The following is a 17,209-nucleotide window of genomic DNA, read 5'->3' as shown; positions in this document are numbered from 1 at the left end:
TATTGACTGATGACCGATGCCTACTGACTGGTTTTACGCGTTCACAATGGTTCCACCGTTGGGTGCAGTACCTGACCGGTTATATAGGAAGCATCTTCAGAAGCCAGAAACACATACGCCGGAGCTACCTCGCTGGGTTGTCCCGGCCGCTTCATCGGTACGTCTTTCCCGAACTGAGCCACTTCTTCGGCACTGACGGAAGACGGATTCAAGGGTGTCCAGATGGGGCCGGGGGCTATAGCGTTTACACGAATTCCTTTGGTAATCAGGTTGCTCGACAGCGCCCGTGTAAACGTCATGATAGCCCCTTTTGTGGATGAATACTCCAGCAGATCGGCGCGTCCCTGATAGGCCGTAATCGACGTAGTATTGATAACCGTATCTCCTTTTTGCAAGTGCGGTACAGCGGCTTTGGTTACCGGAAAAACGAATAGATATTCGTTTCGTAGGTAGCGAGCAAATCCTCGTCGGTTTCTTCTTCGAGTGTCTGATGCTGAAGCTGCAAACCAGCATTATTGACCAGAATGTTGAGCTTACCGAGCTTTTTTACGGTATCCTCTACGATTTGTGAGCAGTACGCTTCCTGACGAATATCGCCCGGCAACAGAACACACTTACGGCCTTCTTCTTCAACCAGCTCTTTGGTTTTCTGGGCGTCTACCTCTTCGCGAGGGGTGTAGGAAATCGCTACGTCGGCGCCTTCGCGGGCAAAATGCACAGCTACGGCGCGCCCGATGCCACTGTCGCCACCGGTAATGAGAGCAACTTTCCCCTTAAGTTTATTAGCGCCTTTGTACGATGGCCGGATAACTTCCGGCTGCGGATTCAACTCAGCCTCTATACCCGGCTGAACATCCTGGTGTTGAGGAGGAATGTCAATTGTCATAACGTTGCTTTTATAGACCTATAAGGTTTCAAAAACCTTATAGGTCTGGTCTATATGTTTTGGGATAATCCAAAAGCAACTAGAGTTGTTTGCAGAAACCTATTGAGCCGGTGGATTTTGTTCGGCAATGGAGAATACGTAATATCGTATCTCTAAAATAGGTCAGCTTATGCATATCAACGGTGATGCCAGAGCGGCCCGTACTTATGATGCCATTGTGATTGGTTCAGGCATTAGCGGAGGCTGGGCGGCAAAAGAATTGTGCGAAAAGGGATTAAAAACGCTCGTTCTGGAGCGGGGTCGTGACGTTCGGCATATTGTCGATTACCCCACAGCAACGCAGAATCCGTGGGAATTTCCGCACAGGAACCGTATGCCCGAAGCTTTTGATCAGGAAAATCCAATTGCTACTAAATGCTACGCGCTGGACAAAAGTACACAGCAGTTTTTCGTGAAAGATGCCGAACATCCGTACATTCAGGAAAAGCCGTTCGATTGGATTCGGGGCTATCAGGTGGGAGGCAAATCGCTCATCTGGGCGCGGCAAACGCAGCGATGGAGCAAGTTTGATTTTGAAACCAACGCCCGCGACGGAGCCGCTGTAGACTGGCCCATTCGCTACGAGGACATTGCTCCCTGGTACAGCCACGTAGAGAAATTTGTGGGTATCAGTGGCAACAAAGACGGCCTGGAAACCCTACCGGATGGCGAATTCCTGAAACCCTGGGAACTGAACTGCGTAGAAAAACACATTCAGAAGCGCGTTGCCGAAAGCTACAAAAACCGACACGTAATTATTGGCCGATGCGCTCACCTGACCGAGCCAAAGCAAATCCATTTCGATCAGGGCAGGGCACAGTGCCAGGCAAGGCATTTGTGTTATCGAGGATGCCCGTACGGTGGTTATTTCAGCTCCAACTCGTCTACCCTACCCTGGGCAGCTAAAACCGGCAAGCTAACGCTACGTCCTGATTCAGTTGTTCACTCGATTATCTACGACGATGCGAAAGGAAAAGCTACGGGCGTTCGCGTCATAGACACCCACACAAAACAGATGACGGAGTATTTTGCCCGCATCATTTTCGTCAATGCGGCCTGCCTGAATACCAATCTGGTGCTTCTGAACTCTACGTCCCGGCGTTTCCCGAATGGCCTGGGCAATGACAACGGGTTGATGGGCCGTTACGTAGCGTTTCACAATTACCGGGGAAATATCGTTGCGGATTATGAGGGTTTTGAGAATGGCTATTACTATGGTCGTCGGCCCACAACGGCTTTTATGCCCAACTTTCGTAATGTCAACAGGCAGGAAATGGATTTTCAGCGGGGCTATATGGTGGCTTTTAGTGCGGCACGTACCAACTGGCACCGGGGCGCATCGCAGGCGGGTTTTGGCGCTGACTTTAAGGATAAGCTCAGCCAGCCGGGCGCCTGGAACGTCTTTATGATGATGCAGGGCGAAACCGTTCCACGCTACGAAAACCAGGTTCGGCTCAGCACCGACAAAAAAGATGCCTGGGGCATTCCGCAACTGGTAACGGCTATCGACTATACCGATAACGACCTGAAAATGATGACCGATTTTCTGGAACAGGGAGCCGACATGCTTCAGAAATCGGGTTGTACAAACATAAAACCGTACGACGATCACCGTAACCCGGGGCTCGACATTCACGAAATGGGCGGTGTTCGAATGGGACGCGACTCGAAAACTTCACTGCTGAACGCCCACAATCAGCTTCACCTGGTGAAGAACGTATTTGTTACGGATGGCGCGGCCATGACCTCTACCGGCTCGCAGAACCCATCCATTACGTTTATGGCACTCACAGCGCGGGCTGCAGCGTTTGCAGTGAACGAAATGAAAAAGAAAAACCTGTAACGGGCTTTATTTTTCAGCATCTTGAAATAGGGTTATTTACTACTGATAATCAGGTATTTTCCCCTTAGTTTTTCAGCTAAATATAGCTGTCATTTGCTGGCAACAAACTACCTAACAACCAGCAGCTATGCGTACCCGACAACTAAATAACGAAGGCTCTCTGGCCGTACTGGCTGTGGCTGGGACCTACGTTATTACCCTTGGCATGAATCTGAAGGCTAGCCTTCATAGTGAACTGCTCGGATTCTCCATTCAACGAACAGATCACAATACCAACCGAACCGATTGGCTTACATCGTTCAAAGTGTTTGAAGACGTATTGCCTGACAAACCCGTCGACCGGATGGTTTCGACGGAACAACATCCAATACAAGATTTTTTCTGGTCCGATTTTACGGTCCGGCCCGGACGTTCCTATACGTATCGCATTCTGGCTCGCGGGGGTACGCCTGCTGCCCTCACTACCCTGGCCGAAACCTCCGTAACTGTCACTACTGAAACGACGGATACGGGCCAGCAGCATGAGGTTTACTTCAACCGGGGTGTAGCGGGGTCGCAGGCGTTTGTCAATAAATTTGGAGACGGGCCTTTTTCTGCCATCGCCACCGAGCATCCGGAGGTATGGCCCTGGCTGAGTCGGGGTCTACAGGAAGCCATGTTCAGCTTTATTCAGCAGGCAACCGATGCCGGGTTTGGTATCAGGGCCAGCGTGTATGAATTTTCCTACGAGCCGGTACTAACGGAACTGGCAAAAGCCAGAAGCCGCGGAGCCGATGTACAGATCATTGTGCATGCTAAGGCCGACGATTCCGCTGAGGCTAGTCAGTTAGCCAGAATGCAGGCGCTGGTTAAGCAAACGGGGCTTGAGAACATCACTACGTTTCGGAAGAACCAGGGCGATATTTCGCATAATAAATTTCTGATCCTATTAAAAGGCACGCAGCCCATAGCTGTCTGGACAGGCTCAACAAACCTCTCTGTCGGTGGTATCTTTGGCCACTCAAACGTTGGCCATATCGTTCGCAGTCAAAAGGTTACGCAGAAATATTTGAGCTATTGGAAAAGCCTGCACAGCGACCCGGTTATCAAAGAAGCCCGAGCAGATACGTTACAGATTACGTCAGACCCCGTTATGGGGACATTGCCAGCGGCTAACTCCGTCGATGTTTTTTTTAGCCCGCGCCCGCACGTGACTGTGCTGGACTGGTACGCCAATGTCGTTGAAACGCAGGCTAAACCGAGCTTTATTACGGTTCCGTTCGGGCTGGACAAACGATTCGAGAAAATACTGGCTGAGCCCCAACGTACCAACCTGATTTTTGTCATTTCCGACAAACCCGACGTAGGGCTCAATACGCCCGAGATTACGGCAAATCCGGCCAACCGTACGGCTTTTGGTAGCAGCATTACCAGACCAAATTCACTGGAAAGCTGGATGAAGAAAGAGCGATTGACGGGACTTAATTCAAGGGTTCAGTTTATTCACACCAAGTATATCCTGGTTGATCCGCTTGGCGACGATCCCATTACGATTACGGGGTCTGCCAATTTTAGCGTCAACTCGATTCAGCGTAACGATGAGAATACGCTCGTCATTCGCGGAAACACGCGCGTTGCTGATGTTTATTTTGGTGAGTTTATGCGGCTGTTTCGGCATTTCTACTTCCGTGATGTAGAAAATTCTGTAACAACGGCGAGTGACCCAGCCCGAATTTTTCTAAATCCAACGCCTATCTGGGCAGAGGATTTCTTTACAAACGGTACGTACTCCGAAAACGTCAGGCTATATTTCAGCGGCTCAACCGGGGATATCTGAGTTGTGAGAGAAACCATCTTCCAGCCAATATTGTACAAGCAAGTTATTTTTGTCCGATATTGGCTGGCAACCTATGACGACTACCCCTATTCCGCTCAAACAACTTCTTCATCAAGCGTGTCAGACATACGTCCAGCAACGTATCGACACGGCCCGGCAAGCGATGGAAGCCGCGCAGGAAGCGGCTAATTCAGAATCGAAAAGCAGCGCGGGCGACAAATACGAAACAGGCCGGGCTATGGCGCAGCTCGAACGCGACCGCCATGCGCAACTGCTGGGCGAAGCGTTGAAATTGAATCAGGATTTAAGTCGGTTGAATATTGATAAAACCTACGACACCGTGCAGCCGGGAAGCTTAGTGACCACCAACCGGGGTACGTTTTTTATCAGCATCAGTGCGGGAAAGCTCCAGCTTGAGGGTAAGGACTATTTCGCCGTATCGCCCGCGTCACCGATTGCAGTAGCGCTGGCAGGTCATAAAACGGGGGATCTTGTAGCCGCCAATAAACAAATGTACCAATTGCTAAACATTAGCTGAAGGACGCCATCTGGGGTGAACACCGGTATAAAACCACAAAATCCGTTCTTTTGGATCAAGACCGTTTTCTCCGTCTTTCGCTCATCAAAATTTCCGGTAACGGAACCACGTATGTTTAGTAAGGTCAGGCTTGTATTAGCTGTATGTTTGTTAACAGGGTATTCTGTAGCTGCCCAGCAATTAGCGACAACGAAATTATGGTATAAACAACCCGCCGATGCTTCGGTGGCCGATGGACCAAATGGCTGGAAAAATAATCCAGCCTGGCTTCATGCCCTACCGGTTGGCAATGGTTTTATGGGTGCCATGGTGTTTGGTGATGTCGGTCGGGAGCGGATTCAGCTCAACGATAAGACCCTCTGGAGTGGTGGCCCTGCCGATAACGATAACCCAGCCGCAGCAGCTTCGGTACAGGAAATACGAGACCTGTTGTTTGCGAATAAATTTAAGGAAGCCACTGCCCTCACCAACAAAACGCAAATCTGTACTGGTCTTGGCTCGGGAAACGGCAACGGGGCCAAAGTCCCTTTTGGGTGCTTTCAAACCCTGGGTGATTTATGGATGGATTTCGTCGATAAAACCGATTATAAAAATTACTACCGCGATCTGAACCTCATGGATGGCGTAGCGTCTGTTCGTTATGAGCAGCGTGGCGTTCAATATACGCGGGAGATTTTCGCCAGCTATCCCGACAAAGCCATAGTGGTTCATCTGTCGGCTTCTAAGCCGAAAGCCCTTTCGTTTACCCTCTCCCTCGACCGTCCGGAGCGTTTTGTTACGTCTGTTGAACAAGGGCGGCTGGCTATGGCGGGATCGCTTACAAACGGAACAGGCGGTGAGGGTATGAAATATAAAGTATACGTTACGCCTGTTCTGACGGGTGGGCGGCTCAAAACCGAGGGCAATAAACTGGTCATTTCGGAAGCCACCACCGTGACGCTCCTGATCACGTCGACCACCAACTACCGGCAGCATTTCCCGGATTTTGTAAACGCTGATTTCGAAAAGCAACTGAAAGCCACCACCGAGGCCGTAGCCGCTAAACCTTATGCCGCCCTCCGGCAGACGCACATCAGCGATTTTTCGTCGCTGATGAAACGCGTTACGTTGCAAATTGGACGTGAGGCTAAAGATTTACTGCCTACCGATGAACGCTTGAAAGCCTTTCCCCGAAGCCAGTATGACCCACACTTGTACATGCTGTATTTCCAGTATGGGCGATATCTGCTGATTTCATCGTCGCGGCCCGGTAGCTTACCCGCCAATTTGCAGGGTGTTTGGGCCAATGAATTACAGACGCCCTGGAATGGTGATTACCACACCGATATTAATATCCAGATGAACTACTGGCCTGCTGAGGTAACCAATCTTTCGGAACTGCACGCCCCTCTGGTCGACTTAATAACTTCGCTGAAAGAACCGGGTTCCAGAACGGCAAAAACGCAATACAACGCGGGCGGCTGGGTCATGCACCCTATCACGAATGTGTGGGGATACACATCACCGGGTGAGCAGGCCAGTTGGGGCATGCACGTAGGGGCCAGCGCCTGGCTCAGTCAGCATTTGTGGGAGCATTACGTGTATACGCTGGATAAAGTGTACTTAGCGAAGGTGTTTTCGCTACTTCAGTCGGCGTCTGAATTTTACCTGGACTGGCTGGTGAAAGATCCTGTTACGGGTCAGTATCTCTCCGGTCCGGCGGTATCGCCTGAAAATACGTTTGTGGCACCAGATGGCAGTAAAAGCCAGATCAGTATGGGGCCAGCTCACGACCATCAGGTAATCTACAATCTGTTTACGAATACGTTGAATGCCGCTGACGAGCTTGCCATCTCTAATCCGACGCTCACGAAAATTAAAGCCATACGCGCTCAATTGCCACCTCCTACAGTTGCTAAAGACGGGCGGTTGATGGAATGGCTACAGGAGTTTGCCGAAACAGAACCTACGCATCGGCACGTTTCGCACTTGTTTGCGCTGTATCCCGGTAATCAGATCTCGTACCGAAAAACTCCTGCTTTAGCTCAGGCCGCCCGGAAATCGCTGGATGGGCGGGGCGATGGCGGAACGGGCTGGTCGCTGGCCTGGAAGATCAGTTTCTGGGCTCGCCTGCACGATGGCGACCGGGCCCTCAGAATACTTAACAATCTTTTACAACCCATTGACCCTCAAAATACATCTGAAGCGGGTGGTTCGTACATGAATTTGTTTTGTGTATGTCCGCCTTTTCAGATCGACGGAAATTTTGGCGGAACGGCAGCTATTGCTGAGCTACTTATGCAAAGTCATGAAGGGCAAATCGAATTGTTACCGGCCTTGCCTGCACGCTGGAAGGAAGGCGAAATAACCGGCTTATGCGCCCGGGGCGGATTCGATGTCAGCATCAAGTGGAAAGACGGCAAACTGGTCGGTGGCTCGATTTTATCGAAAGCAGGCGGCAAATGCACCGTTACGTATGGCAACAAAGAAATGTCAATAAATACCGAAAAAGGAAAACGATACAGTTTAAACGCATTAATCGGTAGCTGATACTATCCTGACTAGGTTTGCGCAATTCGTTGAGAAATATGCGCTTGTCTGTTTCGGTCATGTTGGTTTACCGTGGTGTCGGTTTCTCAAAACCGACACCACGGTAAACCAACACACGGCCAGTACCACCCTGAAATCCAATACGTACGGCGCTATTGCTTCGGCGCCATCAGTTTGCGTTTAAAGAAATCGGCTGTGGCGGTTCCCATTTTTAAAGCATTGGTATGCTTCATCCAATGGTGCGTGTCATCGACAATCACCAGCGTTTCCATCGGAACACCCTGTTTGTCGAGACGCCGGACCAGATCAGTGCTTTGGCTAAAGCGGACGTTGCGGTCATCGTCGCCATGAATGATGAGTACAGGAGAAGTCCAGGTTTTTATAGACGAAATGGGCGACGATTCATACACCACTTTGTTTGCCTGTTGCAGATCAGGTATTTTTTCAACCCGTTCGGTCTGGCTGCTGCCGTTACGTTGCTGACTCCAGTCGTGTACGCCATGAATATCGACACCGGCAGCAAAGAGTTTTGAGTCGCGGGCCAGCGCCAGCGCCGTCAGGTATCCCCCATAAGAACCTCCATAAATTCCGATTTTGGCAGCATCGACCTGGGGCTGTTCAGCCAGCCATAAAGCGGCCGCCTTAACGTCCTGATACTCCGATGCCCCCACCGCACCACCATTGGCAGGCTGATGAAATTCATAGCCGTAGCCAATCCCTAATCGATAGTTAACCGAAAGTACCACAAACCCCTGACTGGCCAGGTATTGATTCAGCGCATACGAGTTGGCGTAATAGTCGGAATAATTCCAGCCCAGCAGCATCTGGCGGGGTGGTCCGCCATGCACATAAATTAGCGCTGGTTTCCTGGCTGCCCCACCCGCCGGTTCAAAAAGCTGACCATGAACGGTCATACCATCGGGTGCTTTGAATATAACCTGCTTGGGCGTTACCAGTTGATTTTGTGGAAAATTCGCAGGCACCAGGTTTTGCGCCAGAATCTTGGGACTACCTTTCGTAAAGGCCATCACCGTTGGCAAGGGTGGCCGCTGCGCTGTAGCGCTGATCATGGCTACCGTCGAACCGTCGCCCGTTACAACAGGCATCCATTCGAGACCGCTGCCGGGTGTAAGCACTTCCATGGCAGCCTTATCGACGGGTACACGTACTACGTGCCGACGGTCGATATCCAGCTTGTCGGGACCTGTATTCCCGCTGAAAACAAGCCATTTCCGATCATGACTTAACGTAATGTGTTCGGCCATAAATGGCGTAGGCGTAAGCAGTAAAGGTGTTCCACCAGTCGCAGCCAGCGAATATAAATGCGGCCAGCCATCCTGATAGGATAGAAAAACAATCCGGCCGCCAGCTGCCCAGTGGAGGTTGAAACCGCCGTGTGTTGTCGGCACCGAACCGGCCAGGGTTTTAGGCGCCTGCCAGAGTTGCGTTGCCAGGCCCGACGCTACGTCGGCCGTCCAGATGCTCCAGGGGCGGTGTCGGCGCACCAGAATTGAGTCAGGAGCGCCCCCGCTTCCGGGCGTACGAACAAACACGATCCGTTTGCCATCCGGCGACCAGCGTGGCGATTCATCATTGGCGAACGAGGGTGCTATCCAGTTGATCGGCGCGTTTTCGCTCGTAAATACACCGACAAACGAATGATCTTTCCGGTCGCAGACGAAGGCCAGTTTTGAGCCATCCGGCGACCATTCGAGCGAGCTGTTTGTGCCTCTTGCCGTAAATAAAGCCTTCGCTGCCGACGAACCATCAACGGGTGCTATCCAGACCTGTCCGCCTTTAACGAAAGCAATCCTGTCGCTTTTGGGTGAGATAACCGGCGCATCGCCTTCGGCAATGGCTTTTCCTTCGCCCCCATCAAACGGGAAACTCCAGATTTGCACTTTTGGCGATACAGGTGATGAGGTCGTGTTGACGGGCAATTCATCATCCCAGTTGGAACCGTGGTCGCCCCCACGCACAAAAACAACCCATTTCCCATCATTCGAAACGGACAGACTGGTGATTTCCTGGCCATCGTCGTTGTTGAAACTGGTCAGTTTACGTGGGGAAAAATCAGGTCCCTGCGCTACGTATACATTCCGTTTACCCTGTTCGTCAAAAGCCCACGCAATTCGGGAGCCTTGTGCTGAGCTGGTCAGTTCTGTTGGAAATGGATAGCCTTTTACGGCTTCAAAGGAGAATGTTTGCGCGTGTAGGGTAAGCGTCTGGCTGAGAAGCAAGCCTATGGTCAGGCAAAAAAACGGAAAGGTCTTCATGAGCTATAAATGAGGAGTGACATACTTCGCCGGAAGCAACAAATCAGTAGCCTCAAATAAGCATTTTATTTTCTGTTTTAGTTAATTTGAGCAATAAAATTCTACATATCAATGATAAAGTAATATAGAAGACGCTATAGCTTTACGTAGCGGAATCCCGCTGAGTTGCCCCTGCTGCCGAACGCTCTCTGCTACAACGATTTGGCCTTGTCGATCAATTGCAGAAACTCCTGCCGGTACCCATACGGATCGTAACGCCGGGCCGCCGACGCCCACTCGCGCACCTGCTCATACGTAGCACTGCCTTTGTAAGCCGAATTACGGAGCAGTAACCCATAGGAAGCTACCGCAGCCGCAAATCGCATGTTTTCGCTGGCTAGTCGAAAATCAAGGTTGGTGTCGAAAATTTGTAGATCCACCGTCAGGCTGCTGGTAGCTGTTGGTTGTTTGTAGCGGAAATTAATCGTAAATGTCGGGGCAGTGGGTCGACTGACCGGATCAGGAGCGGGCGCAGGAGCAGGTACGATTTCGTATAAAGCCGTAATGGTTTGTCCGGCATTGATTTCGCCTGCATCTTTTTTATCATCCGTGAAATCTTCCTTGTTCAACAGCCGGTTTTCGTAACCAATCAACCGGTACGCTTTGACCTGTTCGGGATTGAACGTCAATTGAATTTTCACATCCTGCGCTACCGTATAAAATTTACTAAACTCCTCTACAAACACTTTTTGAGCCTGTTTCAGATTATCGATGTATTCGTAGTTGCCATTTCCTTTATCAGCCACCTGCTCCATCATGCCGTCGTTCAGATTGCCCGTGCCAACGCCTATCGTGGTCAGGAAAATACCCTTATCCCGTTTGCTGATAATAAGATCGACCAGTTCTTTCTGGCTGCCTGGCCCTACATTGAAATCGCCATCGGTCATCAGAATAACCCGGTTGTTTCCTCCCTGAACGTAATTCTTTTCGGCAATATCGTAGGCCGTCATAATACCCTGCGCACCAGCCGTACTTCCGCCCGCACCCAGCTGGCTGATCGCTGCTTTTATCTTACTTTTTTCAGAACCACTTGTTGCATCAAGCGAAACCCCTGCCTGTCCGGCATACGTAACGATAGCTACCTTATCCTGAGGGCGAAGATTATCGACAAAGCTGGGCAGAGCTTCTTTTAATAAAGCGAGCTTATCAGGGTCGCCCATTGACCCCGACACGTCAATCAGGAGGACAATATTAGAAGGAAGCAGGTTTTCTTTGGCAATAGACTGGCCTTTTACGCCAATACGTATCAGTTTATGCGTAGCGTCCCAGGGACACGTACTAACTTCGCCATCCACGGCAATCGGTCGGCCATCCGTCGGGTCAGGATAATTGAACGGAAAGTAGTTTACCAGTTCTTCAGTACGTATAGCGTCTGACACGGGTTTCGTGTTCGAGCGCAGAAACCGCCTGACATTCGCATAGGACGCGCCATCGGCATCAATGGAGAAGGTTGATGTTGCCTCTTTCGATACGTCGACAAATGGATTTTCTACAATGGTGTTGTACTGTTCTGCTACAATTGGCGCACCACCTCCTATCATGTCGGTTGCCGCATAACCCGGATAGACTGAACTGGTGCTGTTCATCTCACCAGCCTTTTCACAGCCTGTCATCCCTATTATCACAATGGCAAATAGACCTATCTTTTTCATGATGGTGTTGGTTATATGGGGAATAAAAGGGGTTCAGAACGCATGATTCCTTCCTGACCAAAAAGGTTGGAATGGATTCAGATATGTCGTTCAATAAGGTTTTCAGGCTATTATGTCCTGATTTCAGTTATTATTTTCTCACCATCAGCATATCCCGACATGATTAAGGAGTTGTTCAGCCTCACCGGAAAAAATGCCCTTGTTACGGGCTCAAGTCAGGGCATTGGTCAGGCAATTGCCCTCGCTCTGGCTGAGTTTGGAGCTAATGTAATTGTGCACAACCGCAAGGGCGACGAAGAAGCCCAACAGGTAGCTAATCAGATTCAGAAACAGGGAGGCAAAAGTGCGGTTGTTGCAGCTGATTTATTGGAACCAGATGCCGTTGAGCAGCTATTCCAGCAAGCCACAAAACCATTTGGTCCGATTGATATCCTGGTCACTAATGCATCGATGCAGTTACCGGAAGAATGGGAAGAAACAACCCCCGACCAGTTCGACAAACAAGTGAACGCCAACTGGAAATCAACCCTAATGCTGATGCAGCGCTTTACTCCCGACATGGCCGACCGCGGCTGGGGACGAATTCTGACCATCGGTAGTGTTCAGGAAGAAAAGCCTCATCCGGCCATGATCGTATATGCAGGCACGAAAGCCGCCATCGCCAACACAGTTCTCAATCTGGCGCTGCAACTGGCCGACAAGGGCATTACAGTCAATAATCTTTCGCCCGGCGTGATCGATACGCCCCGCATCGAGGAACCAACACCCCCGGTTCCTAAAGAAATTAGTCAGCGCATGAGCATTCCGATTGGTGGAGCAGGAAAGCCCGAAGACATTGCCGGAATGGCCGTACTGCTCTGCTCCGATGCCGGTCGCTACGTTACGGGGCAGACTATTTTTGTCGATGGCGGAATGGGACTGTGATGAATGATGAATGATGAATGATGAATGATGAATGATTTTACAAAAAATAATTTATCATTCATCATTCATCATTAAACTAACGTGTTCCGCTACGAGCGCCCAACTGTGTGCTTCGCACTGCCAGCGCATCTGTACGATGGAGCGATCAGCAAACCGACGTAATAAAGGTTGTTCGTATGCTGTCAGCAGGCCAGCTATAAAAAAATGAAACCTACTAATATCCTGTTCGATACCATCCAGACTAATGGTGGGAGCCGTTTCGCCAAGGCGCATCAGCGACGTTGCCATGATTATCTGCTCAATACGATTGTTTGTTTTGGTCAATTCCCGATAAGCATCATCCCGTAGTTGTGGGCGAATAGCCGTCAGTTCGGGGATGTCGAATGCCGCCAGCAAACGAGCCAGATGGTAGATGAACAGCGAGGTTCGGGCGTAATGCGGAGCGCACCGAAACGGCTCAGTAACGTACCGGCCAGACTCTACAACCGACCGCAGATAGATAAGCGAATCCGTATCATGCTGGTTTCGGGGGAGGTCGTACTGAAAAATACAGTACAGCATATTACTCAGCGCACAGGCATCGAAATCGACTCCCATGTGCTTGCCAAACCAGGTCGAATAAGCCCGCAACTGACGGTACTCGGCATAGGTATTTCGGACTCGCTGTGGCTGGCTTCCGTTGGCATGTTGAGATAACTTGGTTTTCAGCCAGAGTTGTTGCTCGCGCGATGGGCTGGATGTCAGATAAACCATCGCGGTGTCATCAATATCATCAGGAATGCGAAAATGCTCGAACCGATGAAATACGTACCCGTTTGGGAAATGCCGCGACGGACGGGTGGGCCAGAAATTATACGTATTAAGGCCGTCCTTATTTCTGAAAATCGGGTAAGCCTGCACAGCCCGTAGCTGAATCTGATCAATCAACGCCTGGGTTTCAGCCGAAACTCCCGCCCGTAAATGCTGTAGCGTAAATACCGTAATAGCGGTAAAAAACACGTTGGTATCCGCTCGGCGGTAACCAATCATCGCATTGCTACGTACCGACGGAAATAAACCCGTTTTGTCCTGCAACCGGGCGATACGTTGTATGATACCATTTATCGATTGTTCCGTCATACGTCCTGTAAAAGTACATGATTCCTGGCCTGACGTACTTCTAATCATCCGGTTGATTATGCGTATAAATTTAAATGATCCCGATGCCCTTTATATTCCGCTGGTTTCAGATTACGGTTTTAAAGTTGTTTTTGGCAATGAACGCAACACACTATTCCTGCGTAAAGCTCTGCAGGTTCTCATTCAGTCAGAGATACCCATTCGGGAAGTAAGCTTTGACAAGAACACCTTCGAAGCCATCGTCAAAGATAGTCGGGGAGGTATTTATGATCTGGCGTGCATTGATGAAAGCGGCAATCACTTTATTATAGAGATGCAGGTGTCTGATGCCCCTTATTTTTTCAGCGGATGAAATTTTATGCTTTTCATAAATTTAATTCCTTAGTGCAAAAGGGTAACTTTGATTACAACCAGTTGGATCGCATTTATTGCATTGGCATTTTAGCCAATAATATTTTTGCCGGCTCCTCCTACCATACAGTAGGAGCGATTCGAAATGAAAATGGTGAACTACTGGACGAACAGATTACTTACGTAACGGTAGAGTTGGACAAATTCCGCTTGTTGGCCAGCGAAGTCAAAACGGATCTTGAAAAGCTTGTTTATACCATGAAAACGATACATACAACTACTCCAACGACAGAGTTTCCTCAGTTTTGGAATGAAGAATGGCTCCAGATTGCGATTGATGAACTAGACAAACGCAAGCTGACTCCTGATGAGCGCTTTGCCTATGAGCGCGCGCTGGCAATCAATGCAGAAGCAATTCGAGTTGTCAATGCTCAAGTAAATGAAGCTAAGACCGGGGCTGTTCGTAAGCTCCTGCGCCGAGGTAAACTAACGACGGCTGAAATTGCCGAAGATACGGGGGTCTCGCTCGACCTGGTTGAGCAGTTGCAGCGCGAGCAACAGTCTGAAAGTTAAGCCACTGTAGCACTTACATTTCTATTTCCAGCCGAAAGTATCGTACGCTTCCGAGGTATTTTCGGCTGGTCGGCTTTATTTCCTGCCCGAAAAATCAACAGCCTGCTCCGTTCTTTTTTTCCAGATTAAGGTTAGATATTTGCCTCCTGATTTCATTGACGTAAGCAATGGCAAACCTGATTTTATTCGACGACCCAATCATACGAACGGCCCTCCTACCCTTCACATTTACGAGGCCGGTAGCTGGAATTCGTATTGGCATACAAACGCTGGCGGAGAAGTGGGCTGACTTTCTGAAACAAACCCCTTCGTTTCTGACAGTGAACTACTTACAGGGGAAATTTCCGCAGACAGCCGGAGATGATAACTGGTACGTAAACGGAGCCATCTGCCCAACGCCCGCCTTGCAGGAAGCAATTTTGGCACTGAAAGTTGCCGATGGCCTGATTACGTCCGACGGCCTTGTGCTGGCCTTGCGCACCGACCAACCGTTGACGGAGTCGCCCACGGTGAGCGACGAACAGGATTTCCATACGTTTACCGAGCCGCTGACAATTGTCTGCAACATGTGGGACATTTTCGTGAATAATGGTGACCAGATCCGCGCTGATTTTGCCCGGCTAACGGCTGGCCGAACCTCGCAGCCAATTACAGATCCCTTTACCCGCTGTTACGCTCCGGAGAATATTTTTGTGGAAGAAGGAGCCGCCATCCGGGCTTCGGTGCTGAACGCGGAAGGCGGTCCCATTCACATTGGCCGTGATGCGGTTATCAGTGAAGGTTCCGTTGTTATTGGCCCTTTTGCCCTCGGCGAAGGCTCAACGATAAACTGGGGCGGAAAGATGCGGAGCAACACCAGCATCGGCCCATTCTGCAAAGTAGGTGGCGAAGTTGGGAACTCCATCTTTTTCGGATACAGCAACAAAGCCCACGACGGATTTCTGGGAAACTCCGTCATTGGTGAGTGGTGTAATCTGGGTGCCAACGTCAACAATTCAAACCTCAAGAATGATTATACCAACGTCAAACTTCACTCCTATGCTACGGGGCGACTCGAAGACACGGGCCGGATTTTCTGCGGATTGATGATGGGCGATTTTACCAAAGCAGGTATCAGTACCATGTTTAATACCGGCACGGTGGTGGGCGTTAGCGCCAACGTATTTGGTAGCGGATTTCAGCCAAAGCATATCTCTTCGTTTTCCTGGGGAGGAGCCATCGACGGTTTTTCAACGTATCGGCTGGAGAAAGCACTTGCGGTAGCGGCTGAAGCGTTTAAACGTAGAGACAAACCATTTGATGAACAGGAAGAGCAGATTCTAAGAGAAATTTTCTCGCTTGAACGCACGCGAACGCTCGACAGTAAATCCCGTTTCGATTTATAACAGATCAAGGAGGAAAGAAGTAAAGGAGCAAGAAATTAAATGTACTTTCCCTCACTACTCCTTCCTCCCTTTCCTCCTCTCTAATGCAATTTTCTGAAATCATCGGTCAGGATGACACCAAGCAGATGCTCCTGCGGGCCGTTCAGAGCAATCACCTCGCTCATGCACTGCTGTTCGACGGACCTGCTGGCAGCGCCAATCTAGCTCTGGCGCTGGCGTTGGCTCAGTACGTCAACTGCGAAGACAAACAGCCTACCGACGCCTGTGGCCGGTGTGCATCCTGTATAAAAACGCAGAAGCTCGTTCACCCCGATCTGCACATGGTTTTTCCGGTCGCCAATCTCGCAAAGGGGAAAACATCGGAAGCTTATCTGGTCGATTGGCGGAAATTTCTGATTGAACATCCGTACCATACCTTATCTGAATGGCTAGAAACTGTCGGTGCCGACAATAAGCAGGGTAATATCTCGGCCGAAGAAGCGCGCAATATTTTGCAGAAATTGTCGCTGAAAGCCTATGAGGGAGCTTACAAGATCATGCTGATCTGGCTGCCCGAGCTGATGAACGTATCGTCGGCCAATGCGTTGCTGAAAGTACTGGAAGAACCGCCTGCCCAAACGCTCTTTTTACTAGTTACCAACCAACCCGACAAGCTGCTCATCACAATTCTGTCCCGCACGCAGCGCGTTGCTATAAAAGCGTTTACAGATGAAGAAGTCGCTACGTATCTGCGTCAGCAATTAAACCTTGATGAAACAACGGCACGACGTTTTGCGTATTTGGCGGATGGGAACATGGCCGAAGCCTTGCGACTGAGCCAGCAGGATACTCAATCAGTTGAGCAACAGACCTGGTTTGCCGACTGGATGCGGACGTGTTACCGGCAGGATTTGATTGCACTGGTCAAACAGGCCGATCAATTTGATGGTTTCAGCAAAGAAAAGCAGAAAGGACTACTGGATTATAGCCTGCGCATGTACCGCGATCTGTTTCTGTGGCAGCAGGGAGCAGGCGAACTGCTACGTTTACCTGACGAAGAAATGGCGTTTGTGCGAAACTTTGTTAAAGTCTTAACCATCAACCACATCGAACGAATTGTTGCCGATCTTAACGAAGCTGCCTATCACCTCGAACGTAACGCCCGCGCCAAAATGATTATGCTCGACATGTCGCTCACATTCAGCCGGTTAATACGCACATAAAAAGCTCTGGAACTCTAAGGCGCACAAGTGTAGCCTT

Annotated in this window: 10 protein-coding genes and 2 pseudogenes; 8 read left to right on the top strand and 4 right to left on the bottom strand. The window is 50.0% G+C overall.

What is annotated here, in order from left to right:
- Window positions 1-33: 33 nt before the first annotated feature.
- A pseudogene (locus LN737_RS10335) lies at window positions 34-886 on the bottom strand (SDR family oxidoreductase).
- A 169-nt stretch (window positions 887-1,055) separates the two neighbouring features.
- On the opposite strand from LN737_RS10335, the gene LN737_RS10330 reads away from it, so the two are divergent.
- The 4 genes from LN737_RS10330 (at window position 1,056) to LN737_RS10315 (ending at window position 7,651) form a co-directional block, all read left to right on the top strand.
- Window positions 1,056-2,768 (top strand): GMC oxidoreductase, encoded by a 1,713-nt coding sequence (locus LN737_RS10330; protein WP_405518554.1) that lies wholly within the window; start codon window positions 1,056-1,058, stop codon window positions 2,766-2,768.
- Window positions 2,769-2,895: 127 nt separating this feature from the next.
- Entirely contained in the window at window positions 2,896-4,584 is a 1,689-nt protein-coding gene (locus LN737_RS10325) for a phospholipase D-like domain-containing protein (protein WP_405518552.1), read from the top strand.
- A gap of 73 nt (window positions 4,585-4,657) precedes the next feature.
- A complete protein-coding gene (locus LN737_RS10320) occupies window positions 4,658-5,122 on the top strand; it encodes a 3-oxoacyl-ACP synthase (protein ID WP_405518550.1) in 465 nt (154 codons plus the stop codon).
- A 111-nt stretch (window positions 5,123-5,233) separates the two neighbouring features.
- A complete protein-coding gene (locus tag LN737_RS10315) occupies window positions 5,234-7,651 on the top strand; it encodes a glycosyl hydrolase family 95 catalytic domain-containing protein (protein ID WP_405518548.1) in 2,418 nt (805 codons plus the stop codon).
- Window positions 7,652-7,803: 152 nt separating this feature from the next.
- On the opposite strand, the gene LN737_RS10310 is transcribed toward LN737_RS10315, so the two are convergent.
- Together LN737_RS10310 and LN737_RS10305 are read right to left on the bottom strand one after the other, a co-directional pair.
- Window positions 7,804-9,927, bottom strand: a complete 2,124-nt coding sequence (locus LN737_RS10310) for a S9 family peptidase (protein ID WP_405518546.1) — start codon at window positions 9,925-9,927, stop codon at window positions 7,804-7,806.
- Between the two features lie 191 nt (window positions 9,928-10,118).
- Complete coding sequence (locus LN737_RS10305; protein ID WP_405518544.1) at window positions 10,119-11,618, bottom strand: VWA domain-containing protein; 1,500 nt, start codon at window positions 11,616-11,618, stop codon at window positions 10,119-10,121.
- A 159-nt stretch (window positions 11,619-11,777) separates the two neighbouring features.
- Between LN737_RS10305 and LN737_RS10300 the strand changes: the two genes are divergently transcribed.
- The gene (locus LN737_RS10300) at window positions 11,778-12,542 is read left to right on the top strand and encodes an SDR family NAD(P)-dependent oxidoreductase (RefSeq protein WP_405518542.1); all 765 of its coding nucleotides are present in this window, start codon (window positions 11,778-11,780) and stop codon (window positions 12,540-12,542) included.
- A gap of 54 nt (window positions 12,543-12,596) precedes the next feature.
- Here the strand turns inward: LN737_RS10300 and LN737_RS10295 are convergent, their stop codons facing one another.
- Window positions 12,597-13,661, bottom strand: a complete 1,065-nt coding sequence (locus tag LN737_RS10295; RefSeq protein WP_405518540.1) for a hypothetical protein — start codon at window positions 13,659-13,661, stop codon at window positions 12,597-12,599.
- Here LN737_RS10295 and LN737_RS10290 point away from each other — a divergent pair.
- From LN737_RS10290 to holB, 3 genes and pseudogenes are all read left to right on the top strand, one after another.
- Window positions 13,633-14,585: pseudogene (locus LN737_RS10290) on the top strand (Rpn family recombination-promoting nuclease/putative transposase). The gene LN737_RS10295 and the pseudogene LN737_RS10290 overlap by 29 nt on opposite strands.
- A 167-nt stretch (window positions 14,586-14,752) precedes the next feature.
- The gene (locus LN737_RS10285; RefSeq protein WP_405518539.1) at window positions 14,753-15,970 is read left to right on the top strand and encodes a putative sugar nucleotidyl transferase; all 1,218 of its coding nucleotides are present in this window, start codon (window positions 14,753-14,755) and stop codon (window positions 15,968-15,970) included.
- An 83-nt stretch (window positions 15,971-16,053) separates the two neighbouring features.
- Window positions 16,054-17,172, top strand: a complete 1,119-nt coding sequence (gene holB, locus LN737_RS10280; protein ID WP_405518537.1) for a DNA polymerase III subunit delta' — start codon at window positions 16,054-16,056, stop codon at window positions 17,170-17,172.
- Window positions 17,173-17,209: the final 37 nt, after the last annotated feature.

The sequence above is a fragment of the Spirosoma sp. KNUC1025 genome (genome assembly GCF_045160025.1).
GTDB lineage: Bacteria > Bacteroidota > Bacteroidia > Cytophagales > Spirosomataceae > Spirosoma.
Note: the sequence above shows the minus strand (reverse complement) of the source record. Positions and strands in the feature narration are given on the sequence as shown.